Genomic DNA, 19,871 nt, shown 5'->3' with positions numbered 1-19,871 from the left:
TCCCCGAGGGCGAGGAACGCGGCATGCGACCTGCGGGCGGAGTGGCGGGTCGCCGCCCGGCCCGCGGCGCGCTTCCTCGGCCTGTAGCCGACCTTGCGCCTGAGCTCCATGTTGGTCATGCCGTCGTAGCCCGCCGAGACCCAGCGGTAGATGGTCGACGGCGACAGGTCCACCGGGCCGCCGTTGCGCGCCGCCATCTGCTCGGGCGACAGCCCCCGGCGCAGGCAGTCCCTTATCGCCTCCAGCCTGGCCGCCGCGGCGGGCTCGTCGGCGTCTATCCCGCGCCTGGACGAGACGAGGACCGAGTCGGCGCACAGCTGCGCGGCCCGGGCCTCGTAGAAGACGTGGGGGCGGCGCTTGCAGCCGATCGCGCGGTACCGGCCGCAGCCGTTGCAGCATCGCGGCCACGCCGCCAGGCGCGGGCAGGCCGCCGACAGGTCGGCGGAGGCGTCCACGCGCTCGCCGCGCCTGGCCTTCGGCGCCGTCACGAACCTGTGCGACGCCACCTCGGCGCTCACCGTCGAGGGCGACCTGCCCAGCTCCCTCGCGATCTCCCTGCACGACGCCCTGCGCTCCAGCATCCTCTGGACCGTGTCCCGCTCGTGCCTCGTGAGCCTTCCGTAGGCCCTCGGAACCGCCCTTGCGGAGCCGCTCTTCTTCTTTCCGGACATACCGTCCTCCGATCTCCCGGGGCCGGCCGATCCGGCCCTCAGGGTATCGGGTTCCCACATTCATCCGCACATGTACGGATGAATGTGGGAGGTGTTCGGATGAAGTTGATAATCAAGGCTCCTGTGTGGTGGTTTTCCAGTTTGCCAACGATATACGCGCCGACAAAAAAGTCTGCTATACTCTTTCCCGCTGTCCCCATCGTCTAGCGGCCAAGGACGCCACCCTTTCAAGGTGGATATCGCGGGTTCGAATCCCGCTGGGGGCACCACAGAATCTGAGAAGCCCGTTACCAATTCAGTAGCGGGCTTTTTGTTACCGATATGCCGGGATTCGAACCCGACAGGTTGCGGACCCCGGCAAATCGGCGGCAAAACGGACTCCAAAGCGTCCTTCGCAATCAAAAAGCCGGGGCCCGCGCGATGCGGACCCCGGCTTAATACCGTGACGATATGTTGGCTATGCCCTACACGTAGAACAGGATGTCATCGTAGGTCGGGACCGGCCAGTAGTCGGCGGCCACGATCTCCTCCATGGCATCCACGGAGGCACGCAGCGTATCCATAGCGGGAACGACCTCGTGTGCATACACATTGGCCTGCTCCTGGCCATCGAGAGCCTCGGCCTTCTGATGCACGGCGTCGAGCGCCTTGATGGAGTCGTTGATGGCGGTGATACCGTTGCAGAGCTTGTTGAGCGTGTTCTGCTCGCACTGCATTGCGGCCTCAGCACCGGCGGCACGAATTGTCTCAAGGCCCTTAGCGACCTTGGTGGCATAGGCGGTAATGACCGGACGATAGGTACGACGTGCCTCGCGAATCATCGTGGTAGCCTCGATGTTCATGAGCTTGTTGTACTTCTCGAGCTTGCAGTCGTAGCGGCACTGAGCCTCGGCCTTGGTCAGGACGCCCGTCTCCTCAAAGAGCGCGATAGCCTTATCGGAAACAAAGGCGGGAAGAGCGTCGGCCGTGGTCTTGTTGTTGGCAAGGCCGCGCTTCTCGGCCTCGATGGGCCACTCGTCGGAGTAACCGTCGCCGGAGAACAGGATGCGCTGGTGATCGGTCAGCACCTTCTTACAGTACTCGAGCGCGGCGTCCTGGAACTTATCCTCGGGCGTACCCTCGAGTGCGTCGGCGAAGGACTTGAGCGACTTGGCCACGGCGGCATCGAGCACCAGGTTGGAGTCGGAGACGTTCTGCTCGGAGCCGCAGGCACGGAACTCGAACTTGTTGCCGGTGAAGGCGAACGGAGAGGTGCGGTTGCGGTCGGTGTTGTCCTGCATCAGCTTGGGCAGGGTATCGGCGCCCAGGTCGAGCACGCCGCGCGTGGCATGGACGGAAGCCTTGCCATCGATGATCTTCTCGACGACCTCGGTAAGCTGGTCGCCCAGGAAGATGGACATAATCGCCGGAGGAGCCTCGTTGGCGCCCAGACGATGGTCGTTGCCGGCCGAGGCAACGGAGGCACGCAGGAGCTCCTGATAGTTATCGACGGCCTCGATCACCGCGGTGAGGAAGACGATGAACTGCAGGTTGTCGAGCGGGGTGTCGCCCGGATCGAGCAGATTCTCGGACTCGGTGCCAAGCGACCAGTTATTGTGCTTGCCCGAACCGTTGATGCCCTCGAAGGGCTTCTCGTGCAGCAGGCAGACCAAATCGTGGCGGGAGGCGATGAGCTTCATCTTCTCCATCATGACCAGATTCTGGTCGATGGCCTCGTTGACCTCGCCATAGACGGGGGCGAGCTCATGCTGGCAGGGAGCGACCTCGTTGTGTTTGGTCTTGGCGGGAATGCCAAGCGCCCACAGCTCATCGTCCAGGTCCTTCATATAGGCCGAGACGGTGGGGCGGATAGCGCCAAAGTAGTGCTCCTCGAGCTCCTGGCCCTTGCAGGGAGCAGCACCAAAGAGGGTGCGGCCGGTGATGACCAGGTCCCTGCGCTTGCGGTAAGCGTCCTTCTTGATCAGGAAGTACTCCTGCTCATCGCCCACGGAAGGAACGACCTTCTTGGGGGTCTTACCAAACAGCGCCAAAACGCGCTTGGACTCACGCGAGAGCGCGGTCATGGAGCGCAGCAGCGGGGTCTTCTTGTCCAGGGCCTCGCCCGTGTAGGAGCAGAAAGCCGTGGGGATGCACAGGACATCGTCCTTGATAAAGGCGGGGCTGGTGGGATCCCAAGCGGTATAGCCGCGGGCCTCGAAGGTGGCACGCAGGCCGCCGTTGGGGAAGCTGGAGGCGTCCGGCTCGCCCTGGATGAGGTTCTTTCCCGTAAACTTGGTAATAGCGGTGCCGTCGTGGTTGGGTTCGAGGAAGCTGTCGTGCTTCTCGGAAGTAATGCCCGAAAGCGGCTGGAACCAGTGCGCGTAGTGCGTCGCGCCCTTGGAGATGGCCCAAACCTTCATGGCATGGGCAACGGCGTTGGCCACATCCAGGTCGAGCGGCTCACCGTCCTCGAGGGTTGCAGCAAGGCGTTTCCAAATGTCCTTGGGGAGGTAGTCCTTCATGACTTCCTCAGAGAACACCATGGTCCCGAAGCGGTCAGTAAGTTCGGCCATACGGAACTCCCTTCGTATCGGCACCGCGTGAGAAGCGGTGTTGATTACTAACGAACGAGTCATAGCTTAGACTCGCCGTGTTTCCGCGACATTACCGTTATGTTGCCGTCGCGAAACTAATCAATGAGGTTACCGCATCGCGGCGATGTTGCCACCCTCAACAGCCAATCAACTGTATAAATTACAGACCTCTCCGCATGGTTTACGGGTAGTCTTTTTGGGACGGGGCTTTTTTAGCTGCCCTATTTAAATATGGTCTCAAGCTTTGGAGGCGCCGGATTGGGTAGCTAAAAAAGCCCCGTCCCAAAAAGACTACCCTGCGTACCTGGTTGATGGGGTAAAAAAGCTCCAAATTAGCTACGCTGTTATAGGGAATGCCGATAGCGAAACATCTTCGATTGATATTTCCAAATAGCGAGTAAAACTCCGCCGTAGCGCAGCGGTGCTGTAGAATCCTTACAACACATCACGCTAATGTATCTAAAGGAGCACGATATGCGCGTCGACGAGGTTTTTAAGCAGGCAGCATCCCAGGGCACCACGCCCGTTTCGTTTGAGATGTTCCCGCCCAAGGGCGAGCTTACCCTCGACACGGCTCGCGAGGTGGCTGGTAATCTGTGCAAGCTTTCGCCGAGCTTTGTCTCGGTCACCTGCTCGGCCGGCGGCTCGGGCAACGGCGCCACCACCGCCCCCATCGCGCATATGATTACGGGCGAATTCGATACGCCCTCGGTGGCGAACCTCACCTGCGTTGGCCGCACGCATGCCGATATCGCCGCCAAGATCGACGAATACCGCTCCGCCGGCGTAGAAAATGTGCTGGCCCTGCGTGGCGATCTTCCCGCCGGCGCGAGCGAGAATGACAAGCCCGCCTCGGACTACGCCTACGCCCGCGATCTCATCCCCGAGCTCGTCGACGCCGGCTTTTGCGTGGGCGCCGCAGCCTACCCCGAAGGCCACATTGCCTGTGAGAATCTCAACCTCTCGGTCGAATATCTCAAGCAAAAGCAGGACGCCGGCGCGAGCTTCTTTGTGACGCAGCTCTTTTTTGATAACGAGTGCTTCTACCGTTTTCGCGAGCTTGCCGACAAGGCCGGTATCACTGTGCCCATTACCGCAGGCATCATGCCGTTTATGGGCAAGTCGCAGATCAGCCGCATGGTCTTTATGTGCGGCGCGTCGCTGCCCTCCCCCGTCATCAAGATTCTCGCCAAATACGAGAACGACCCCGAGAGCCTGCAGGCAGCCGGTGTAGATTATGCAGCCCGCCAGCTTTGCGACCTTAAGGAGCACGGTGCCGACGGTCTGCACCTGTACACTATGAATCGTCCTGCGATCGCCGCAACCATTATGGAGCGCCTGGGGTAATGGAAAAACCGCACATCGATACAGCTTTTGGTGAAGTGCCGGCCGACCTTGCGTCGCCGGCGCTCTACCGTATCGATGATGCCCACCATCCCCGCGTCGATCGTGCCGAGATGCTGCGGTATCTGGGTTACGGCGGCCAGCAGATTGAGCCCGAGCTGTCACGACGTATTGAGCTTGTGGTCGAGCGCCTTGAGCTGGACATTGAGCCCCGTGGCGTGCGCCGCGTATTTGCCGTCGATGCCATGGGCGTGGACGAGCAGGGAGAGCCCAGCATCCGTCTGGTTGGAACCAACGTTGAGCTGCGCGGTCGCGATATCTATCGACATCTCAAAGACGCCCGCTTTGCCGCGCTCATGGCATGCACCCTCGGCATGGACGCCGAGCGTCGTCTGCGCACCACGGGAGCCCAGCAGCCCCTAGAGGGAGCCGTGCTCGATGCCGCGTGCTCCGCCTATGTGGAAGCTGCCGTCGAGCAGATGGACCAGCAGGTCAAGGCTGCGGCCGCCGCACACGGACTCGCCGGTAACTGGCGCTTCAGTCCCGGCTACGGCGACTGCCCGCTTACGGCTCAGCGTTCAATCGTGGCTGCACTCAACGCCACGCGGCTCATCGGGCTTACCGTCACACCTACCAGCCTGCTCATGCCCACCAAGAGCGTGACCGCGGTGATCGGCCTGTTTGACGGCGAGGTCCACGACGCCCAGAGTCGCCCCACCTGCAATATCTGCCGCATGCGCGAGCACTGCCGCTTCCGCGCCGCCCACACCACCTGCTATTTCAGCCATTAGGAGCCCCCGATGTTTACTCCGCTTATCACTCATGATCTGGACGGCGCCGCGCTGGCGGCGCCCGTTGATGCTGCCCGCCGCAGGGGCGCCACGTACAAGACGCGCACGATCGACGACCTTTACATTAAGGACGATCGCCTGCGCGCCGCCATCGAGGGCACGGGGCACCTGCTGTTCGACGGCGGCATGGGCACCATGCTGCAGGCGGCCGGCATGAAGGCCGGCGCCCTGCCCGAGCTGCTCAACTTTGAGGAGCCCCAGGTCATTACCGATATTCAGCGTCAGTATGTCGAGGCCGGCTGCGATGTGATCACCGCCAACACCTTTGGCGCCAACGCCCACAAGCTCGATGGTGCCGCCACCGTGGCAGATGTCTTTGCCGCCGCCGTCGCCTGCGCCCGCGAGGCCGGCGCCCGCTATGTCGCCGGTGACATCGGCCCCATCGGCGCGCTGCTTCGCCCCTTGGGTACCCTCAGCTTCGACGAGGCCTATGACCTCTTTGCCGAGGAAGTGCGCGCTGGCGTCGACGCGGGTGTGGACCTCTTTATTATCGAGACCATGACAGATCTTGCCGAGATCAAGGCGGCGGTCCTTGCCTGCCGCGAGAACTCCGAGCTGCCCGTCTTTGCCACCATGACCTTTGAGGAAGACGGTCGCACCTTCCTGGGCACGAGTCCCGAGGTTGCCGCTATCACGCTCGACGCCATCGGCGCCGACGTCCTGGGCATCAACTGCAGCCAGGGACCGGCCGAGCTCCGAGGACTCGCCGCACGTATGCTAACCGTTACGGACAAGCCCGTTATGGTGCAGGCCAACGCGGGACTCCCCCACGTGGACGACGACGGTAACACCGTCTTTGACATCCAGGCCCCCGAATACGCCAAGGCCGTCGCCGGCATGATCGCCGACGGCGTGAGCGTCGTGGGCGGCTGCTGTGGCACCACGCCGGCGCACATGGCAGCGCTGCGCACGCTTATCGATAACCACACGCCCAGTCCGCGCCACCGCAAGCCCAGCATGTCGGTTACGAGCGCCCAGACCGTGGTGGACCTCCCCTGTGACGGCCACAAGATCGCCGTCATCGGCGAGCGCATCAATCCCACCGGCAAAAAGCGCCTGCAGCAGGCCCTACGCGACGGCGACCTGGACTACGTCGTAAGCCAGGGCATCAGCCAGCAGGAGCAAGGCGCCGACATCCTGGACGTCAACGTGGGCCTGCCCGAGATCGACGAGGTCAAGATCATCCAACAGGCGACCGAACAGCTCCAGGGTTCCACGCTGCTGCCGTTGCAGATCGACTCCACCGATCCCGCCGCCGTCGAGGCCGCCGTGCGCCGCTACGCCGGCAAGCCCATCATCAACTCGGTCAATGGCAAACAGCAGATCATGGATGAGATCTTTCCGCTGGTCGCCCATTACGGCACCAACGTCGTCGGCCTCACGCTCGACGAAGGCGGCATTCCCGATACCGCCGAGGCTCGCTTCGCCATCGCCGAGCGCATCGTGGCCGAGGCCGCCCGCTACGGCATCGGACCGGACCGCATCCTCATCGACTGCCTGGTCATGACCGCCTCGACCAATCAACGCCAAGCCGAGCAGATCCTGCGCGCCATGTCCCTGTGTAAGGAGCGTCTGGGCGTCAAATGTGCACTCGGCGTGTCGAACATCAGCTTTGGCCTGCCCGCCCGCCCGCTGCTGGGCTCGGTCTTTTTGGCTGCCGCTTTTGGCGCGGGCCTGGACGCCCCCATCATGAACCCGGGCTCCAAGCGCTTTATGGATACCGTCTACAGTTATCGCGTCTTGAGCGTTGAGGACGAGGGCTCAACCGGATACATCGAGCGCTACGCCGGCTGGACCGATCCGTACAAGATCGCCGCGAACCCGGCGGCGGCTCAGACAGTATCGACCGACACTGTGCCCGCCGCTGGCACCGACGGCAACGACGACCCGATTCGTCGCATGGTCGTCTCGGGCCGCAAAGGCGAGATTGCGGCCGAGACCGAGCGTCTGCTGGCAGACCACGACGCCATGGACCTCATCAACAACCACTTTATCCCCGCCCTCGACGAGGTTGGCGTCCTCTTTGACCAGGGCAAGTTCTTCTTGCCGCAGCTCATGGCCTCGGCCGAGGCCGCGCGCGTGGGTTTTGACACCATCAAGCGCCGGATGCCCGCCGGCGAGATTGCCGACAAGGGCAAAATCTGCGTGGCCACCGTCAAAGGCGACATCCACGACATCGGTAAGAACATCGTCAAGATGCTGCTCGATAACTACGGCTATACCGTCTTTGACCTAGGCCGCGACGTCGACCCGCAGGAGGTGCTCAAGACCGTACGGGAGCGCGACATCAAGCTCGTCGGCCTCTCGGCGCTTATGACCACCACGGTCGTCGCTATGGAGGAGACCATCAAACTGCTTCATGCCGAGGTGCCGGGCGTCAAGATCATCGTAGGCGGTGCCGTACTCACCCCCGAATACGCCAAGCAGATCGGCGCGGACTACTACGCCAAGGACGCCGCCGAAAGCGCTCGTATCGCCGAAGAGGTCTTTGGGCAGTAACACAACGGAAACAACCGAGCACCAAAACGTGCCGCATGCGCCACTTGGCACGTGCGGCACGTTAGAATAGACAAGACTATGCTCGTTTTGGCAGATAGGAGTGCAAGGATGGCGATCACGCCCGCAGAAATCGCGGAAACCCGCGGCATGGTTGAGGAGCAGAACCTCGACATCAGGACCATCACCATGGGTGTTTCGCTCATGGGTTGCGGCGACGAGAACCTCGACCGCATGTGCACGAAGATCTACGACCACGTGACGCACACGGCTGAGCATCTGGTCGAGACCGCCGAGAACCTCGAGCGCGAGTACGGTATCCCCATTGTCAACAAGCGCGTTTCCGTCACCCCGGTGGCGCAGATCGCCGCGTGCTGCAAGGATGAGGACCTCACCCCCATCGCGCATGCCCTCGACCGCGCGGCCGAGACGCTCGGCATCGATTACCTGGGCGGCTTCTCCGCACTCGTCCAGAAGGGCATCGGCGACGCCGACCGCCGCGTCATCCAGTCCATCCCCCAGGCGCTCGCTACCACCAGCCGCGTCTGCTCCAGCGTCAACGTCGCCAGCCTGCGCGCCGGCATCAACATGGACGCCGTGCTCATGGCGGCTCAGACCATCATCGATGCCGCCAAGCTTACGGCAGATGAGGATTCCGTCGGTGCTTCCAAGTTTGTCTGCTTTGCCAACATGGTCGAGGACTCCCCGTTTATGGCGGGCGCCGTTCACGGCGGTGGCGAGGCCGACGCCGTCATCAACGTAGGCGTCTCGGGCCCCGGCGTTATGGCCGCAGCCCTGGAGAAGCTGCCCGATTCCGCATCGATGATGGAAGTCGCCGAAAAGATTAAGCAGACCGCCTTTAAGATCACCCGTGCCGGCGAGCTCATGAGTCGCGAGGCCGCCCGTCGCCTAGGTGTTGAGAAGGGCATTGTCGACCTGTCGCTGGCGCCTACGCCTGCCGTCGGCGACTCCGTCGCGCGCATCCTCGAGATCATCGGCGTGGGCACCTGCGGTGGCCCCGGCACGACCTGCGCGCTCGCCATGCTCAACGATGCCGTCAAGAAAGGCGGCGTCATGGCCAGCTCCAGCGTGGGCGGCCTCTCGGGCGCCTTTATCCCCGTGTCCGAGGACGCCGGCATGATCGCCGCCGTCGAGGCCGGCGCGCTTTCGCTCGAGAAGCTCGAGGCCATGACCTGCGTGTGCTCCGTTGGCCTGGACATGATCGCCATTCCCGGCGACACCCCGGTCGAGACTATCGCCGGCATTATCGCCGACGAGATGGCCATCGGCGTCATCAACAATAAGACCACGGCCGTGCGCGTGATCCCCGCCATCGGCAAGGGCGTGGGCGACTGCGTCGAGTATGGCGGCCTGTTTGGCCGTGCGCCCATCATGCCGGTGAACCCCAACGCCGGCACCGTGCTTGCCCACCGCGGTGGACGCTTCCCGGCGCCGCTGAACTCGCTCAAGAACTAGCTGAGGGGGACTGGCGAGGAGCCCCGGTGAGGGCAAATATATAAGGTCGCCTGCTCGGACAGTCCTGACTCGCACGGAGAGCACATTAAGTGCTCTCCGGCTCGTGCGGAACTCGCGATCGACCTTATATATTTGCCCTCCCCGGGGCTCCCGCACAACGGGACCTCAGTTGGGTTCTATCCCGGTTGCAGTTGCTTCGCTCCTGCACCACTTGGCTGGTGCGGCGGTTTGGCGTTGGAACGGTTCTTTTTCTGATATATGCTTGTTGCGGCTCTTCTTTTGGGAGGGGCCGCTTTTTTGTTGTAAGGGGGATGGCCCGTGGCTGATGGTGTAATTCAATCTGAGCTTCTTTCTGCGGATTGGAATGGCGAATGGATGCGCTTGCAGGCTGGTCGGCGGCGGGCTGATGATTCTTTTGAATGGGATAAGCGGGCTCGGCATTTTCGGCCGCTTGAGACTGCTCCGTATGCCCGGGACTTTATGAAGCTGTTGGCGTTAAAGCCTGGTGAATCCGTGCTGGATATGGGGTGTGGGGCCGGGTCGATTGCTATTCCGCTTGCTCAGGCTGGACATCCCGTGATTGCCGCTGATTTTTCCCCTGCTATGTTGGGCACGCTTGATGCTGGCATTGAGTACTATGGGCTCGAGGATCGCATTACACCGCTTGAGCTTGCTTGGGATGATGACTGGGATTTGGTTGGACCGGTCGCGAAAGCGGTAGATGTTGCCTTTGCGAGTCGCTCGGTTACTACGAACGACCTAAAAGGCGCGCTTGCCAAGCTCGACCGTACGGCTCGGCGGCGTTGTGCTGTCACGATGGTCGCCAACTCCAGCCCGCGCTATGACCTGCACGTGATGAATGCCATCGGCGCCTCGGTTACCCGTAGCAATGGTTTTGTGTACGCCTTTAACATCCTTATTCAGATGGGCGCACTACCGCAGGTCACGTATTTTGAATCGCCCCGTCGTGACACCTTCGATAGCCTCGAGGCCGGCGTGGCGGACTTCTCCCGTATGCTCGAGCATGGCAACGAGGATAAGATCGATCGTCTGCGCGACTATATCGCCCAACATATGATCGAGAACCCCCATGCCGGCGAGCCGGGATCCAAGGGCGTGCCGCAGGGACGTTACATGCTCGACCACATCCGCAAGGTCCGATGGGCGTTCATTGCCTGGGAGCCGGTCTCTGCGCCCCGACCGTAGCCCATCTAAAGCATGCATCGTCTACCCGCCCGGCATCCGCATTCTTTGCGAACTGGCAAACGCGCTCCACACCGCGCCGTTCCTGCGCTATCGTGGGACAGCTCACGTAGATTAAGGCCCCATCGCGGGGCGCCCCATACATAGAAAGCGAGATCCCATGGCACTGACAGGAGCCCAGGTCAAGCAGCTTCGCAGCATGGCCCATCACCTCAACCCCGCCATCATCATCGGTAAGTCCGATGTCAACGAGGGTACCGTCGAGCAGACGGCCGCCTACCTGGAAAAGCACGAGCTCGTTAAGTGCTCCGTGCTGGACGGCTCCAGCCTTTCTGCCCGCGAGGCCGCCGAGGAACTCGCCGAGCGCTGCCACGCCGACGTCGTTCAGGTTATCGGCCGCAAGTTCTCGCTGTATCGAGAGTCCTCGCGCAAGGATATCGAGAAGATCAGGCTCGTCTAAGGGCCGATCGGTTCACATAGAGCAAGCCTGCGGGCGTCCGAATGATACGGGCGCCCGTTTTTTATCGCTCAATGAACGGTCGGTTGACCCTGCTTTCGACCAGACGCTCGTAGAGACGCTTGGTCTCGGGCTCGGGAACGCCTGCGACCTGTTCCTTAAGATGATGGATATGCCCGCTATAGAGCTCGACGATATCGCGGCGTCTCCCCGCCGCACTGTACACGCGCATGGCGCATCGCACCATGTCCTCGCGTGCGGTCTCCTGACGTAGCCCCGCTTCTACCAGCCAGATTGCCGACTGCAGGTCGTTTTCTTCCAAGGCAGCGCTTGCTCCCACAATCATGCAGTCGATAAACTTCGACTGCATGATGCGGCGCATGCGCAAAAAGTACGTCGGATTGCAACCGTTGGGGATATACAGCGGTCCGGTATAGAGCTGTTCGATCTTAAGACACAGCTCGACCAGGTGAGGCCCACGCACTCTTGTGCGATTACCCAAAATCTCGCGGCTTATCTGCTCAAATAGCTTCACATCGGTCTTAACGTAATCCCTGTTGAGGCCAAGGCAGTCGTTTTGAATCAGGACGCACGACTTGCCATCTGGCGTGGGTCCCAAAGCGGATCGTAAGCGTGACACAGTCGAATACAAGTTGTTACGGGCGCTACTGTACTCGGCATGTGGCCACAGTTCCATAGCCAAGGTCTCGCGATCGACAAACGAATCGATACCCAACGCAAGCCGCTCGGCAAGCGTTGCCGCTTTCTTACGACGCCACATCTTGTCTGTGATGGGAAATCCGTCGCGCTCGGCACGAAACGCGCCAAACATGCGAATCTCGATATGATCGATAGCGTCGACGGGTTCGACCTCGCCGACCTGGAACAGCCGCTCGCTCTCTCCCTCCAAATCGTCGCGCAGCGAATATCGCGATAGCTCACGCACCGGGAGCTTCTTTCGAATCTTGGCAGCAGGCTCGCCCAGGCAATGCATCGCAAGGCGTGCAAACAGCCGATACGCTGGCTCCAGAATCCCAGAACGATTCATAGACATCCAGGCGGCAAGATCGCTGTCACGGCCCGCAGACGCCAAATGCAGCGCTACGACCCAAGCCTCCGCGCCGCCGACTTGTGTCCGACTTAGGTCGAGCAGCTCTGCCTCTTCTCGTACCGACACCATCGACGTATTGCGAAGGCTTGATGCACGCTCCAACAGCAACGCGTTGTCGCGCATGTATGCGATCGACTCGTCAGCAAGCTTGAGCACCTGGACCGCGCGGAACTTCGCGTTGACCGGGCGCCCCTCGGCGAGCGCCTGCCAGCCTTCAAGTAGCAGGCCAAACAGCTGGATTTGATTGTCACGCACGCGCACGGCAAAGCGATCGAGCTCATTAAACGCCGTATCGTCAGTCATTGGCAGGCCTGCAAGCAGACGCCGTGCCGCCAGCACCATACGCACCCAGACAGCCGGTGCCTTAAGCCCACGAGCATCGAGTGCCTCCCGTGTTCGAGACATCTCGTCGTCACGCTCATCGATTCCCATAAAGGACCCATCAAAGAGCTCCACCAACATCCGATCTGCCCGTATGAGAATCTCTGCAATATCGAGTTCGCAATCATATACCTTGTTCGCCTTGAGTCCCGAAAGTGCTGCGCCGTCTTTCGCCTGTTCGGTCAGCCGGCTCTTAACCTCGATATGCGCCGACAGCATATCGAGCGCAGCACAAGATGCCTCATTTTTTGGAAGAGCAGGATTGGCTGGAAGCCCAAGCTCGCAATCTCCATAACAGACGACCGTAAGCACCTGGGCGACTTTCCAAGAAACCAAATCAATCTCGCGGACCGACTGTGCGCTCGCATGTTCGACAATCGAGGCCATATACCGGGCCAGTTTAGTATTCGAAACGCTTACCGCCGCCAAATAGACACCAAGTGCCTCGGTGGGCGTCGGCTCCAACGCGGGCTTGTCGGCATCCGTCGTCCTCAGTACCGCGCGACAGACATCCCCTCCATGCCCAGTCAGAGCCAAATCGACACCATACTGTCCAGCAAGCTCAAGGACGGCGTCGCGATCCAAAAAGGCATCTGCCAAATCCATCGCAGCATCGCATCGGCCCGCCTTGAGCAGAATGCGTGCCGCGCGCATAACGAGCTCTGGACGAATTTCCGCAACCATTTTTCGTAATCTCAGGCGCGCGTTATCCTCGGTGCCCATACACGTAAAGCTTCGGTCGACCGGATCGACACCAAAAATCGGATAATCACGAACAAGATAGGACTGATCGATCATGGAAAGCCTGACACCGCATGCCTCAAGTTCCGCAATCTTGCCCTCGCCCATCAGGGCCATCACGCACGCCACGTTAAATAGGGCGCCGTTATCGATTGATGCCATATCGGCAAGTGCCGCACCGTATACGTTGACAATCTCGTTTTCGAGCAAGCTGGCAACGTCGCCCTCTCCGTACAGCCCCGTCTGCATAGCCGAAACCAACTCGGGAACACCCTGTGTGAGCTGGTAAAAATCGAGCGACGTGCTAATCGAGAACGCCGATGCCCAAGCCGAATACTCATAGGCATGCACCTTGAGCATCTGCGCATTGATCTTGACCGAGTCACCCAGCCCGCGAATCAACTGGCGATTTGAGGGGCGGCAGGTGACAAAGACCCCGATCCCCATAGTGCGCAGGCCTCGAATTCGATCGATAAGCTCCTCGGTATCTTGCTGATCGAGGTTGGGGACGTTATCAATCGCAATCAACGATCGCGGTTTGTCCTCAAGTTCATCTGTGACCACTTCGAGCTGCATAAACACCTCGCGGGCAATCGCGCGGTCAGCCTCGATGATTCGTACCAGACCGCGCGTCGGGTCGCTTTTGACTTCCTGAGTGTACTGAAGCAATATCGATGTTTTCCCAAACCCATCTGGTGCATAGAGCAACACAATGCCCGCCTTGCGGCCCTTGACAATCAACTCGCTCATCAGGCGATCACGTCGGACCATATAACCTGTGCCCAATGGCGCCAATTCGAGATCGTCCGTATCGTTCAGCCCGTTCATCATGCTCGCTCCTTACCTCGGCCACATGGACACCGTAATCGCAAGACAGCCCAAGCCATCCCGTAAATCGAACGACGCAGAGTTTTAGGTTGTCTTTCGGTTCGCATTTGGCAAGTTTTTGTTCAGCGAGCGCCGATTGAAACTTTTCCCCCAACCAACCGGTCTTTGCGCAGGTCAATGCGCTTGCCAGCATGTCCCACTCATTTGGCAGTGTAACGCAATGGGGCTTGTAATATTTTGTTGCGCAACTCGCCTACGCGCTGCTACCGTTTGCGACTCATTAGTAGCATATTTGAATAGAATATGCTAGAGAATGCATCACACTATACGAGGCACCACCGTCAAGCTTTTGGCAAGCTAATGTTATGCACACCATAAAGCCCGCGCTCATTCTGATTCCGCTGGCAGATATTGCGGACGGACGCAGCATAGGAGCCCATGAGTCTATAAGCTAGCCGCCATCCCACATATGCATAATAAAAAAGGCCCCCGCAGAACGGGAGCCTGTAACAAAGTAATAACAAATCGCTCGGATTGTACTACTCGCAGAGCGAAAGGGCAGCCTCGTCGGCAACGACGACGCAGTTGGTGTGCAGCTGCAGGATCGAAGCCGGGCACTCGGGCGTAACCGGGCCATAGCACATATCGTGAACAGCCTGAGCCTTGGCCTCGCCGTTGGCGACGACCAGGATCATGCGGGCATACATGATGGTCTGGGTACCCATGGTGTAAGCCTGGCGGGGAACGTCGTCGATGCTATCGAACAGGCGGCTGTTGGCCTGAATGGTGCTCTCGGTGAGGTCGACGCAGTGCGTACCCTTGGAGAAGTGGTCATCGGGCTCGTTGAAGCCAATATGACCGTTATTACCAATGCCGAGCAGCTGCAGATCCGGGTAACCGGCGGCAGCGACGATCTTATCGTACTCGGAGCAGGCAGCGGCGGCATCGGGGTTGGAGCCATCGGGCACGTGCGTGTTATTCAGATCGACGTTGATGTGATCGAAGAAGTTCTCGCGCATGAAGTAGTGATAGCTCTGGGGATCATCGTGCGAAAGGCCGCGATACTCGTCCAGGTTATAGGTGCTGACCTCGGAGAAGTCAATATCGCCCTTCTTGTACCAATCGGCGAGCTGCTTGTAGGCGCCAATCGGAGTGGAGCCGGTGGCAAGACCGAGCACGCAATCGGGCTTAAGGATAACCTGCGCCGAGATGATATTGGCGGCCTTGCGGCTCATATCCTCGTAGTCTTTAGCTTTAATGATCTTCATTACGCATCCTTTCTCGTAGAAGAGAGGCAAGGCTCCCCTTACAAGCACTTGCCCGCGGCCTGCGTCGGCCGCAACCAACGTTTGCGGCCACCAGGGCGAGGTCGCGTAATGTATGTATCTCGTGTCTAGCCGCGTCGAGGCCCCTGCCCGTCCACGGTGACCCGAAGCCTTTTAGCCTCGGACATTTTCCATCTTGCCACGGAGGGCGCCCTCTTTCAAGGGCGCCCTCCGTAAACGTGTTTGAATTGTAGGCCAAAGGGCAAGCGAACGAGTTAGCGCTCGCGAGCGACGATGAGCTGATCCATCTCCTCGACATGCTCGCCGACGGAGCCCTTGATGCTCGAGAACTCAACAGAGTTGCACACCAAAATGGGAACCGTCACATCGTAGCCCTCGGCCTCGATTGCCTCGCGTTCAAACTCGATAAGCACATCGCCCTTATGGACGATATCGCCCACCTGTGCATGCACGGTAAAGTGTTTGCCCTCGAGCTGAACGGTATCGAGTCCAACGTGGATTAAAACATCCAAGCCATCGACCGTGTTGAGCGCAACGGCGTGTCCCGTTGGAAAAATCGCCTCGATCTTGGCATCCGCAGGTGCAATCACGCGCGTGCCCGTAGGCCGAATGGCAACGCCTTGGCCCAAAAGGCCCGTGGCAAACGTCTGGTCGTTAACCTCGGAAAGCGGAATGACATCGCCCGAGATGGGAGCATCCAGCGTAAGGACTCGACCACGCATACCAAAAGACCTTAGGACTTTAGTGAACATGCTCCCCCTTGGACATACCAATGATCAAAACCAGCTTCCTAGTTTACCACTTGGCATTGGTTTTTGACCATTAGGGAAGTTCGCGCTTGACAACCTCGACGATGTCGTCAACGACGCGCTGAGTCAGCTCGTGCGTCTCGGCCTCAGCCATCACGCGAACCAGCGGCTCGGTACCGCTCGGGCGCACCAGAATGCGGCCGCGACCGTTAAGCTCCTTCTCGGCGGCAGCGACAGCGTCCCAAATGGGCTGGCAATCGTCCAGACCGGCCTTGTTGTCGGAATGCACGTTGACGAGCACCTGCGGGTACTTCTTCATGATGCCGGCAAGGTCGGTGAGGGTGCGGCCAGTGCGCTTGAGCACGGCCAGCAGCTGCAGCGCCGTCACCAGGCCATCGCCGGTGGTGTTGTGCTCCAGGAAGATGATGTGGCCGGACTGCTCTCCGCCGATAACGGCGCCGTCCGCGAGCATGCGCTCCAGCACGTAGCGGTCGCCCACGGCGGTCTGCACCATCTCAAAGCCCTGTTCCTTCATAGCGATGGAAAAGCCCAAGTTGCACATAACGGTCGAGACGATCTCGGAGTTGGCGAGCTTGCCGCGAGCGGCGAGGTCAGAGCCGCAGATGGCCAGGATGTAATCACCATCGATCTCGTTGCCCTCGCTGTCCACGAACAGCACGCGATCGGCGTCACCGTCGTGGGCCAGGCCGATGTCGGCGTGGGTGCGCAGCACGAGCTCGCGCAGGGGCTCAAGATGAGTGGAGCCGCACTCGACATTGATGTCGGTGCCACAGTAGTCGGTATTGATGGCGTGGACCGTGGCGCCCAGACGCTGAAGCGCGGCAGGCGTGGTCTGGCAGGAAGCACCGTGACCGCAGTCAACGGCAACGACCAGGCCGTCGAGCCTAAGGCCGTCGAGGGTGCTGATAGCGTGGTCGACGTATGCCTTGCGAGCATCCTTCATCTTGATGATGTGGCCCACACCGGCGCCGGTAGGCAGCGTGTCGGCAGCCATGGCCTCCTCGGACATGACCCAGGCGCTGATCTCTTCTTCAACGGCATCGGGAAGCTTCATGCCCTTGCGGCTAAAGAACTTGATGCCGTTAAACTCCGGCGGATTGTGCGAAGCGGAGATGACGATGCCGCCGTCGAGGTCGTTTTGGACGGTGAGCAGCGCCACGGCCGGCGTAGGGATAACGCCGCAGCAGTGCGGGCGACCGCCCTCGGCCATAATGCCAGCGGTCAGAGCACTCTCGAGCATGGTGCCCGAAAGACGCGTGTCGCGGCCAACGCAAATGTCCGGACCAAGGAACTTGGTCGCCGCACGGCCAAGGCGAAACGCGAGGTCGCACGAGAGGTCGGCGTTGGCGACGCCACGGACGCCGTCGGTGCCAAAGATGTTCTGGGGCATAGGATCGCTCCTTCCCAAGTGGGCAAAACGCACTCGCCCACCCTAGTCGAAAAAGAAAAACGGGACCCGCCGAGCAATCGGCAGGCCCCGCTTGTACATTGTATCTCGTAAGGAGATAAAACCTTAGCGCTTGGAGAACTGGGGAGCGCGGCGGGCCTTCTTGAGGCCGTACTTCTTGCGCTCGACCACGCGAGCATCGCGCGTAAGGAAACCGGCCTTCTTGAGGTCAGCACGGTAGTCGCCAGCGTTCAGAAGAGCGCGAGCGATGCCCAGGCGCAGAGCGCCGGACTGACCGGAGATGCCGCCGCCATCGCACAGAGCGATAACGTCGAACTGACCGGCGGTATCGGTCACCTTGAAGGGAGCAAGGGCGTTCTCAACGAGCTGATGACGGCCGAAATACTGCTCGGCGTCACGCTTGTTGATGGTCACCTTGCCGGTGCCGGGGACGAGACGGACGCGGGCGACGGCGTTCTTACGACGGCCGGTACCCTGGTAGACAACGGTGTTCTCAGCCATCTTTAAGCCTCCAGCTCAATCTTCGTGGGGTTCTGGGCAGCATGCGGATGCTCGGCACCAGCGTAGACCTTAAGCTTGGTCATCTGGGCACGGCCGAGGGTGGTCTTGGGCAGCATGCCGCGAACGGCGCGCTCGATGACCTTCTCCGGGTGCTTCTCCATAGCCTGGTGGAAGCTCTCAGCCTTGAGGCCGCCGTTGTAGCCGCTGTGGCGATAATAGGTCTTCGTGTCGGCCTTGTTACCGGTAAGCTGGACCTTATCGGCGTTGATGACGACAACGAAGTCGCCGCAGTCGCTGTTGGGCGTGAACTGGGGCTTGTTCTTACCGCGCAGGATCATTGCGATCTGGGTGGCAAGACGGCCCAGGACAGCACCATCGGCGTCGACGAGAACCCAGTTGCGCTGGACCTCGCCCTGCTTGGCGTAGTGAGTCGATTTCGAAATCACTTAGACTCCTCCATGTACAGTACGTGTTGTTACAGAGATTCACGGGGCTCTGCAAGTAACCCGTCCATATTACCCCGCCCGTCGCCCGAGTCAACAGGTATTTTGGCTCTGACCAGACTTTCTGCACATGTCGTCCATCGGTAATGATGTCGCGACGCTAGCGCTCGACAAATGCCTCGATATCACTCAGCAGACGCTTTGCCTCCTGACGACCCTGAATATACAGGTCGAGAAGCTTTGCCGGATCGTGCTCGACGTGACCGACCTCGACAGGCTTTTGCGGGGCAACGACCAGCGCGCGGCCCTCGCGCTCATACTTCCACAGATGCATGCGCTGGATGTTATAGCGGTCGTGGCGCGTCTCGATAGCCTCGAGCAGATAGGGGTAGTCGGCATAGCGGGCGCGTGCGGCAGGCATAAACTCGTAGGGCTTTTTCTCGTACGAGCGGTCCTGCGTGACAATGACAACCGCGCGATCGAAGCCGGCCTCCTCCAGCACGTGCTCGATGGGGACCGAATCGGCTACGCCGCCGTCGACGTATTTGTGCCCGTCGATCTCGACCGGCGGCGTCACCAGCGGCAGCGACGTCGAGGCGCGCACGGCATCGAGGTCGAGCACGGCGCTTTTGACCGGCAGGTATGCAGCGGTTCCAAAGAGCATGTCCGTCGCGACGGCGTACATCTCGATGGGGCTCGCGTCGAATGCCTCGTTATCAAAGGGATCCAAGCGGTCCTGGACATCGTTGAAGATGAAGTCGTAACCCACGATGGAGCCCGTGGACGCAAACGATGCGGCGCCCATGAAGCGGTTGTCGTTGCAGAAAGTCAGGTTGATGCGGTTGGCACGGCCGATCTGGTGCGACTTGTAGTTCACGCCGTTGAGGGCGCCGGCCGATACACCGTAGACAGCCGGAATCTCGACGCCAGCCTCCATGAGGACGTCGAGCACGCCCGCGGTAAATTGCCCGCGGAAGCTGCCACCCTCCAAAACGAGCGCGACCTTGCCGGCGTTCTTTGCCTTATCTTCTGCCGTCATGTTGACCTCCTACTGTTTCGTTTTGGCCTTCTTCTACCCAGTTTTGAGATGGAGAGCGTATGGGTTTTGGAGTTGAGTAGGACGGGGCGGCTGGCGGAAAGCACGTCCCGTTCTGGGGGGCGATTCCGGGATGGACTTTCCGCCAACAACCCATCCGGAAAATGCATCCCATTCTGAGCGTGGGACTGCGGACAAAAAGTTGGACCGTTGAGGTCCGGAACGGAGTCCGCATGGCATACAGTAGGAGAATGGTGGAGAGGGCCAGGGCGCTTCGCGGCGCCGGGCTCACCGT

The 19,871-nt window shown here is 60.5% G+C and carries 15 protein-coding genes and 1 tRNA gene; 7 read left to right on the top strand and 9 right to left on the bottom strand.

Annotated features, from left to right (window positions below; all coding sequences use genetic code 11):
* On the bottom strand, nucleotides 1-671 hold a 671-nt coding region (locus ACTQ05_RS08735), incomplete at its 3' end, for a helix-turn-helix domain-containing protein (RefSeq protein WP_441538877.1).
* A gap of 192 nt (nucleotides 672-863) precedes the next feature.
* Between ACTQ05_RS08735 and ACTQ05_RS08730 the strand changes: the two genes are divergently transcribed.
* Nucleotides 864-940: transfer RNA gene (locus tag ACTQ05_RS08730), tRNA-Glu, on the top strand.
* Between the two features lie 195 nt (nucleotides 941-1,135).
* Here ACTQ05_RS08730 and ACTQ05_RS08725 read toward each other — a convergent pair.
* Nucleotides 1,136-3,223 (bottom strand): glutamine synthetase III family protein, encoded by a 2,088-nt coding sequence (locus tag ACTQ05_RS08725; RefSeq protein WP_154517961.1) that lies wholly within the window; start codon nucleotides 3,221-3,223, stop codon nucleotides 1,136-1,138.
* Between the two features lie 495 nt (nucleotides 3,224-3,718).
* Between ACTQ05_RS08725 and ACTQ05_RS08720 the strand changes: the two genes are divergently transcribed.
* The 6 genes from ACTQ05_RS08720 (at nucleotide 3,719) to ACTQ05_RS08695 (ending at nucleotide 11,074) form a co-directional block, all read left to right on the top strand.
* Complete coding sequence (locus ACTQ05_RS08720; RefSeq protein WP_441064208.1) at nucleotides 3,719-4,591, top strand: methylenetetrahydrofolate reductase; 873 nt, start codon at nucleotides 3,719-3,721, stop codon at nucleotides 4,589-4,591.
* A complete protein-coding gene (locus ACTQ05_RS08715) occupies nucleotides 4,591-5,379 on the top strand; it encodes a hypothetical protein (protein ID WP_441064206.1) in 789 nt (262 codons plus the stop codon). Before ACTQ05_RS08720 ends, ACTQ05_RS08715 begins: the two co-directional genes overlap by 1 nt.
* 9 nt (nucleotides 5,380-5,388) lie before the next feature.
* A complete protein-coding gene (locus tag ACTQ05_RS08710) occupies nucleotides 5,389-7,938 on the top strand; it encodes a homocysteine S-methyltransferase family protein (protein ID WP_441064205.1) in 2,550 nt (849 codons plus the stop codon).
* 108 nt (nucleotides 7,939-8,046) lie between these two features.
* Entirely contained in the window at nucleotides 8,047-9,411 is a 1,365-nt protein-coding gene (locus tag ACTQ05_RS08705) for a PFL family protein (protein ID WP_427719427.1), read from the top strand.
* Nucleotides 9,412-9,891: 480 nt separating this feature from the next.
* Nucleotides 9,892-10,617 (top strand): class I SAM-dependent methyltransferase, encoded by a 726-nt coding sequence (locus tag ACTQ05_RS08700; RefSeq protein WP_441064203.1) that lies wholly within the window; start codon nucleotides 9,892-9,894, stop codon nucleotides 10,615-10,617.
* 157 nt (nucleotides 10,618-10,774) lie between these two features.
* Complete coding sequence (locus tag ACTQ05_RS08695) at nucleotides 10,775-11,074, top strand: YhbY family RNA-binding protein (RefSeq protein ID WP_441064201.1); 300 nt, start codon at nucleotides 10,775-10,777, stop codon at nucleotides 11,072-11,074.
* 61 nt (nucleotides 11,075-11,135) lie between these two features.
* On the opposite strand, the gene ACTQ05_RS08690 is transcribed toward ACTQ05_RS08695, so the two are convergent.
* The 7 genes from ACTQ05_RS08690 to ACTQ05_RS08660 all read right to left on the bottom strand — a co-directional run bounded on the left by ACTQ05_RS08690 (nucleotide 11,136) and on the right by ACTQ05_RS08660 (nucleotide 19,579).
* Nucleotides 11,136-14,135 carry an AfsR/SARP family transcriptional regulator gene (locus ACTQ05_RS08690; RefSeq protein ID WP_441064200.1) on the bottom strand — a complete coding sequence of 1,000 codons (3,000 nt, stop codon included), beginning with the start codon at nucleotides 14,133-14,135 and terminating at the stop codon, nucleotides 11,136-11,138.
* Between the two features lie 536 nt (nucleotides 14,136-14,671).
* Nucleotides 14,672-15,400, bottom strand: coding sequence for a glucosamine-6-phosphate deaminase (gene nagB / locus ACTQ05_RS08685; protein WP_427747557.1), 729 nt, complete (start codon nucleotides 15,398-15,400; stop codon nucleotides 14,672-14,674).
* Nucleotides 15,401-15,672: 272 nt separating this feature from the next.
* Complete coding sequence (locus ACTQ05_RS08680) at nucleotides 15,673-16,170, bottom strand: PTS sugar transporter subunit IIA (protein ID WP_427728682.1); 498 nt, start codon at nucleotides 16,168-16,170, stop codon at nucleotides 15,673-15,675.
* Between the two features lie 70 nt (nucleotides 16,171-16,240).
* Nucleotides 16,241-17,578 (bottom strand): phosphoglucosamine mutase, encoded by a 1,338-nt coding sequence (gene glmM, locus ACTQ05_RS08675; protein WP_154517985.1) that lies wholly within the window; start codon nucleotides 17,576-17,578, stop codon nucleotides 16,241-16,243.
* A gap of 123 nt (nucleotides 17,579-17,701) precedes the next feature.
* Complete coding sequence (gene rpsI, locus ACTQ05_RS08670; RefSeq protein ID WP_022094634.1) at nucleotides 17,702-18,097, bottom strand: 30S ribosomal protein S9; 396 nt, start codon at nucleotides 18,095-18,097, stop codon at nucleotides 17,702-17,704.
* A 2-nt stretch (nucleotides 18,098-18,099) separates the two neighbouring features.
* On the bottom strand, nucleotides 18,100-18,543 hold the full coding sequence (rplM, locus tag ACTQ05_RS08665) for a 50S ribosomal protein L13 (protein WP_370450665.1): 444 nt from the start codon (nucleotides 18,541-18,543) through the stop codon (nucleotides 18,100-18,102).
* 157 nt (nucleotides 18,544-18,700) lie between these two features.
* Nucleotides 18,701-19,579: a patatin-like phospholipase family protein gene (locus ACTQ05_RS08660; protein WP_154517988.1), complete on the bottom strand. Its 879-nt coding sequence runs from the start codon at nucleotides 19,577-19,579 to the stop codon at nucleotides 18,701-18,703.
* Between the last annotated feature and the right edge of the window lie 292 nt (nucleotides 19,580-19,871).

The organism is Collinsella sp. LCP21S3_A9 (genome assembly GCF_052118785.1).
Taxonomy (GTDB): domain Bacteria; phylum Actinomycetota; class Coriobacteriia; order Coriobacteriales; family Coriobacteriaceae; genus Collinsella.
Note: the sequence above shows the minus strand (reverse complement) of the source record. Positions and strands in the feature narration are given on the sequence as shown.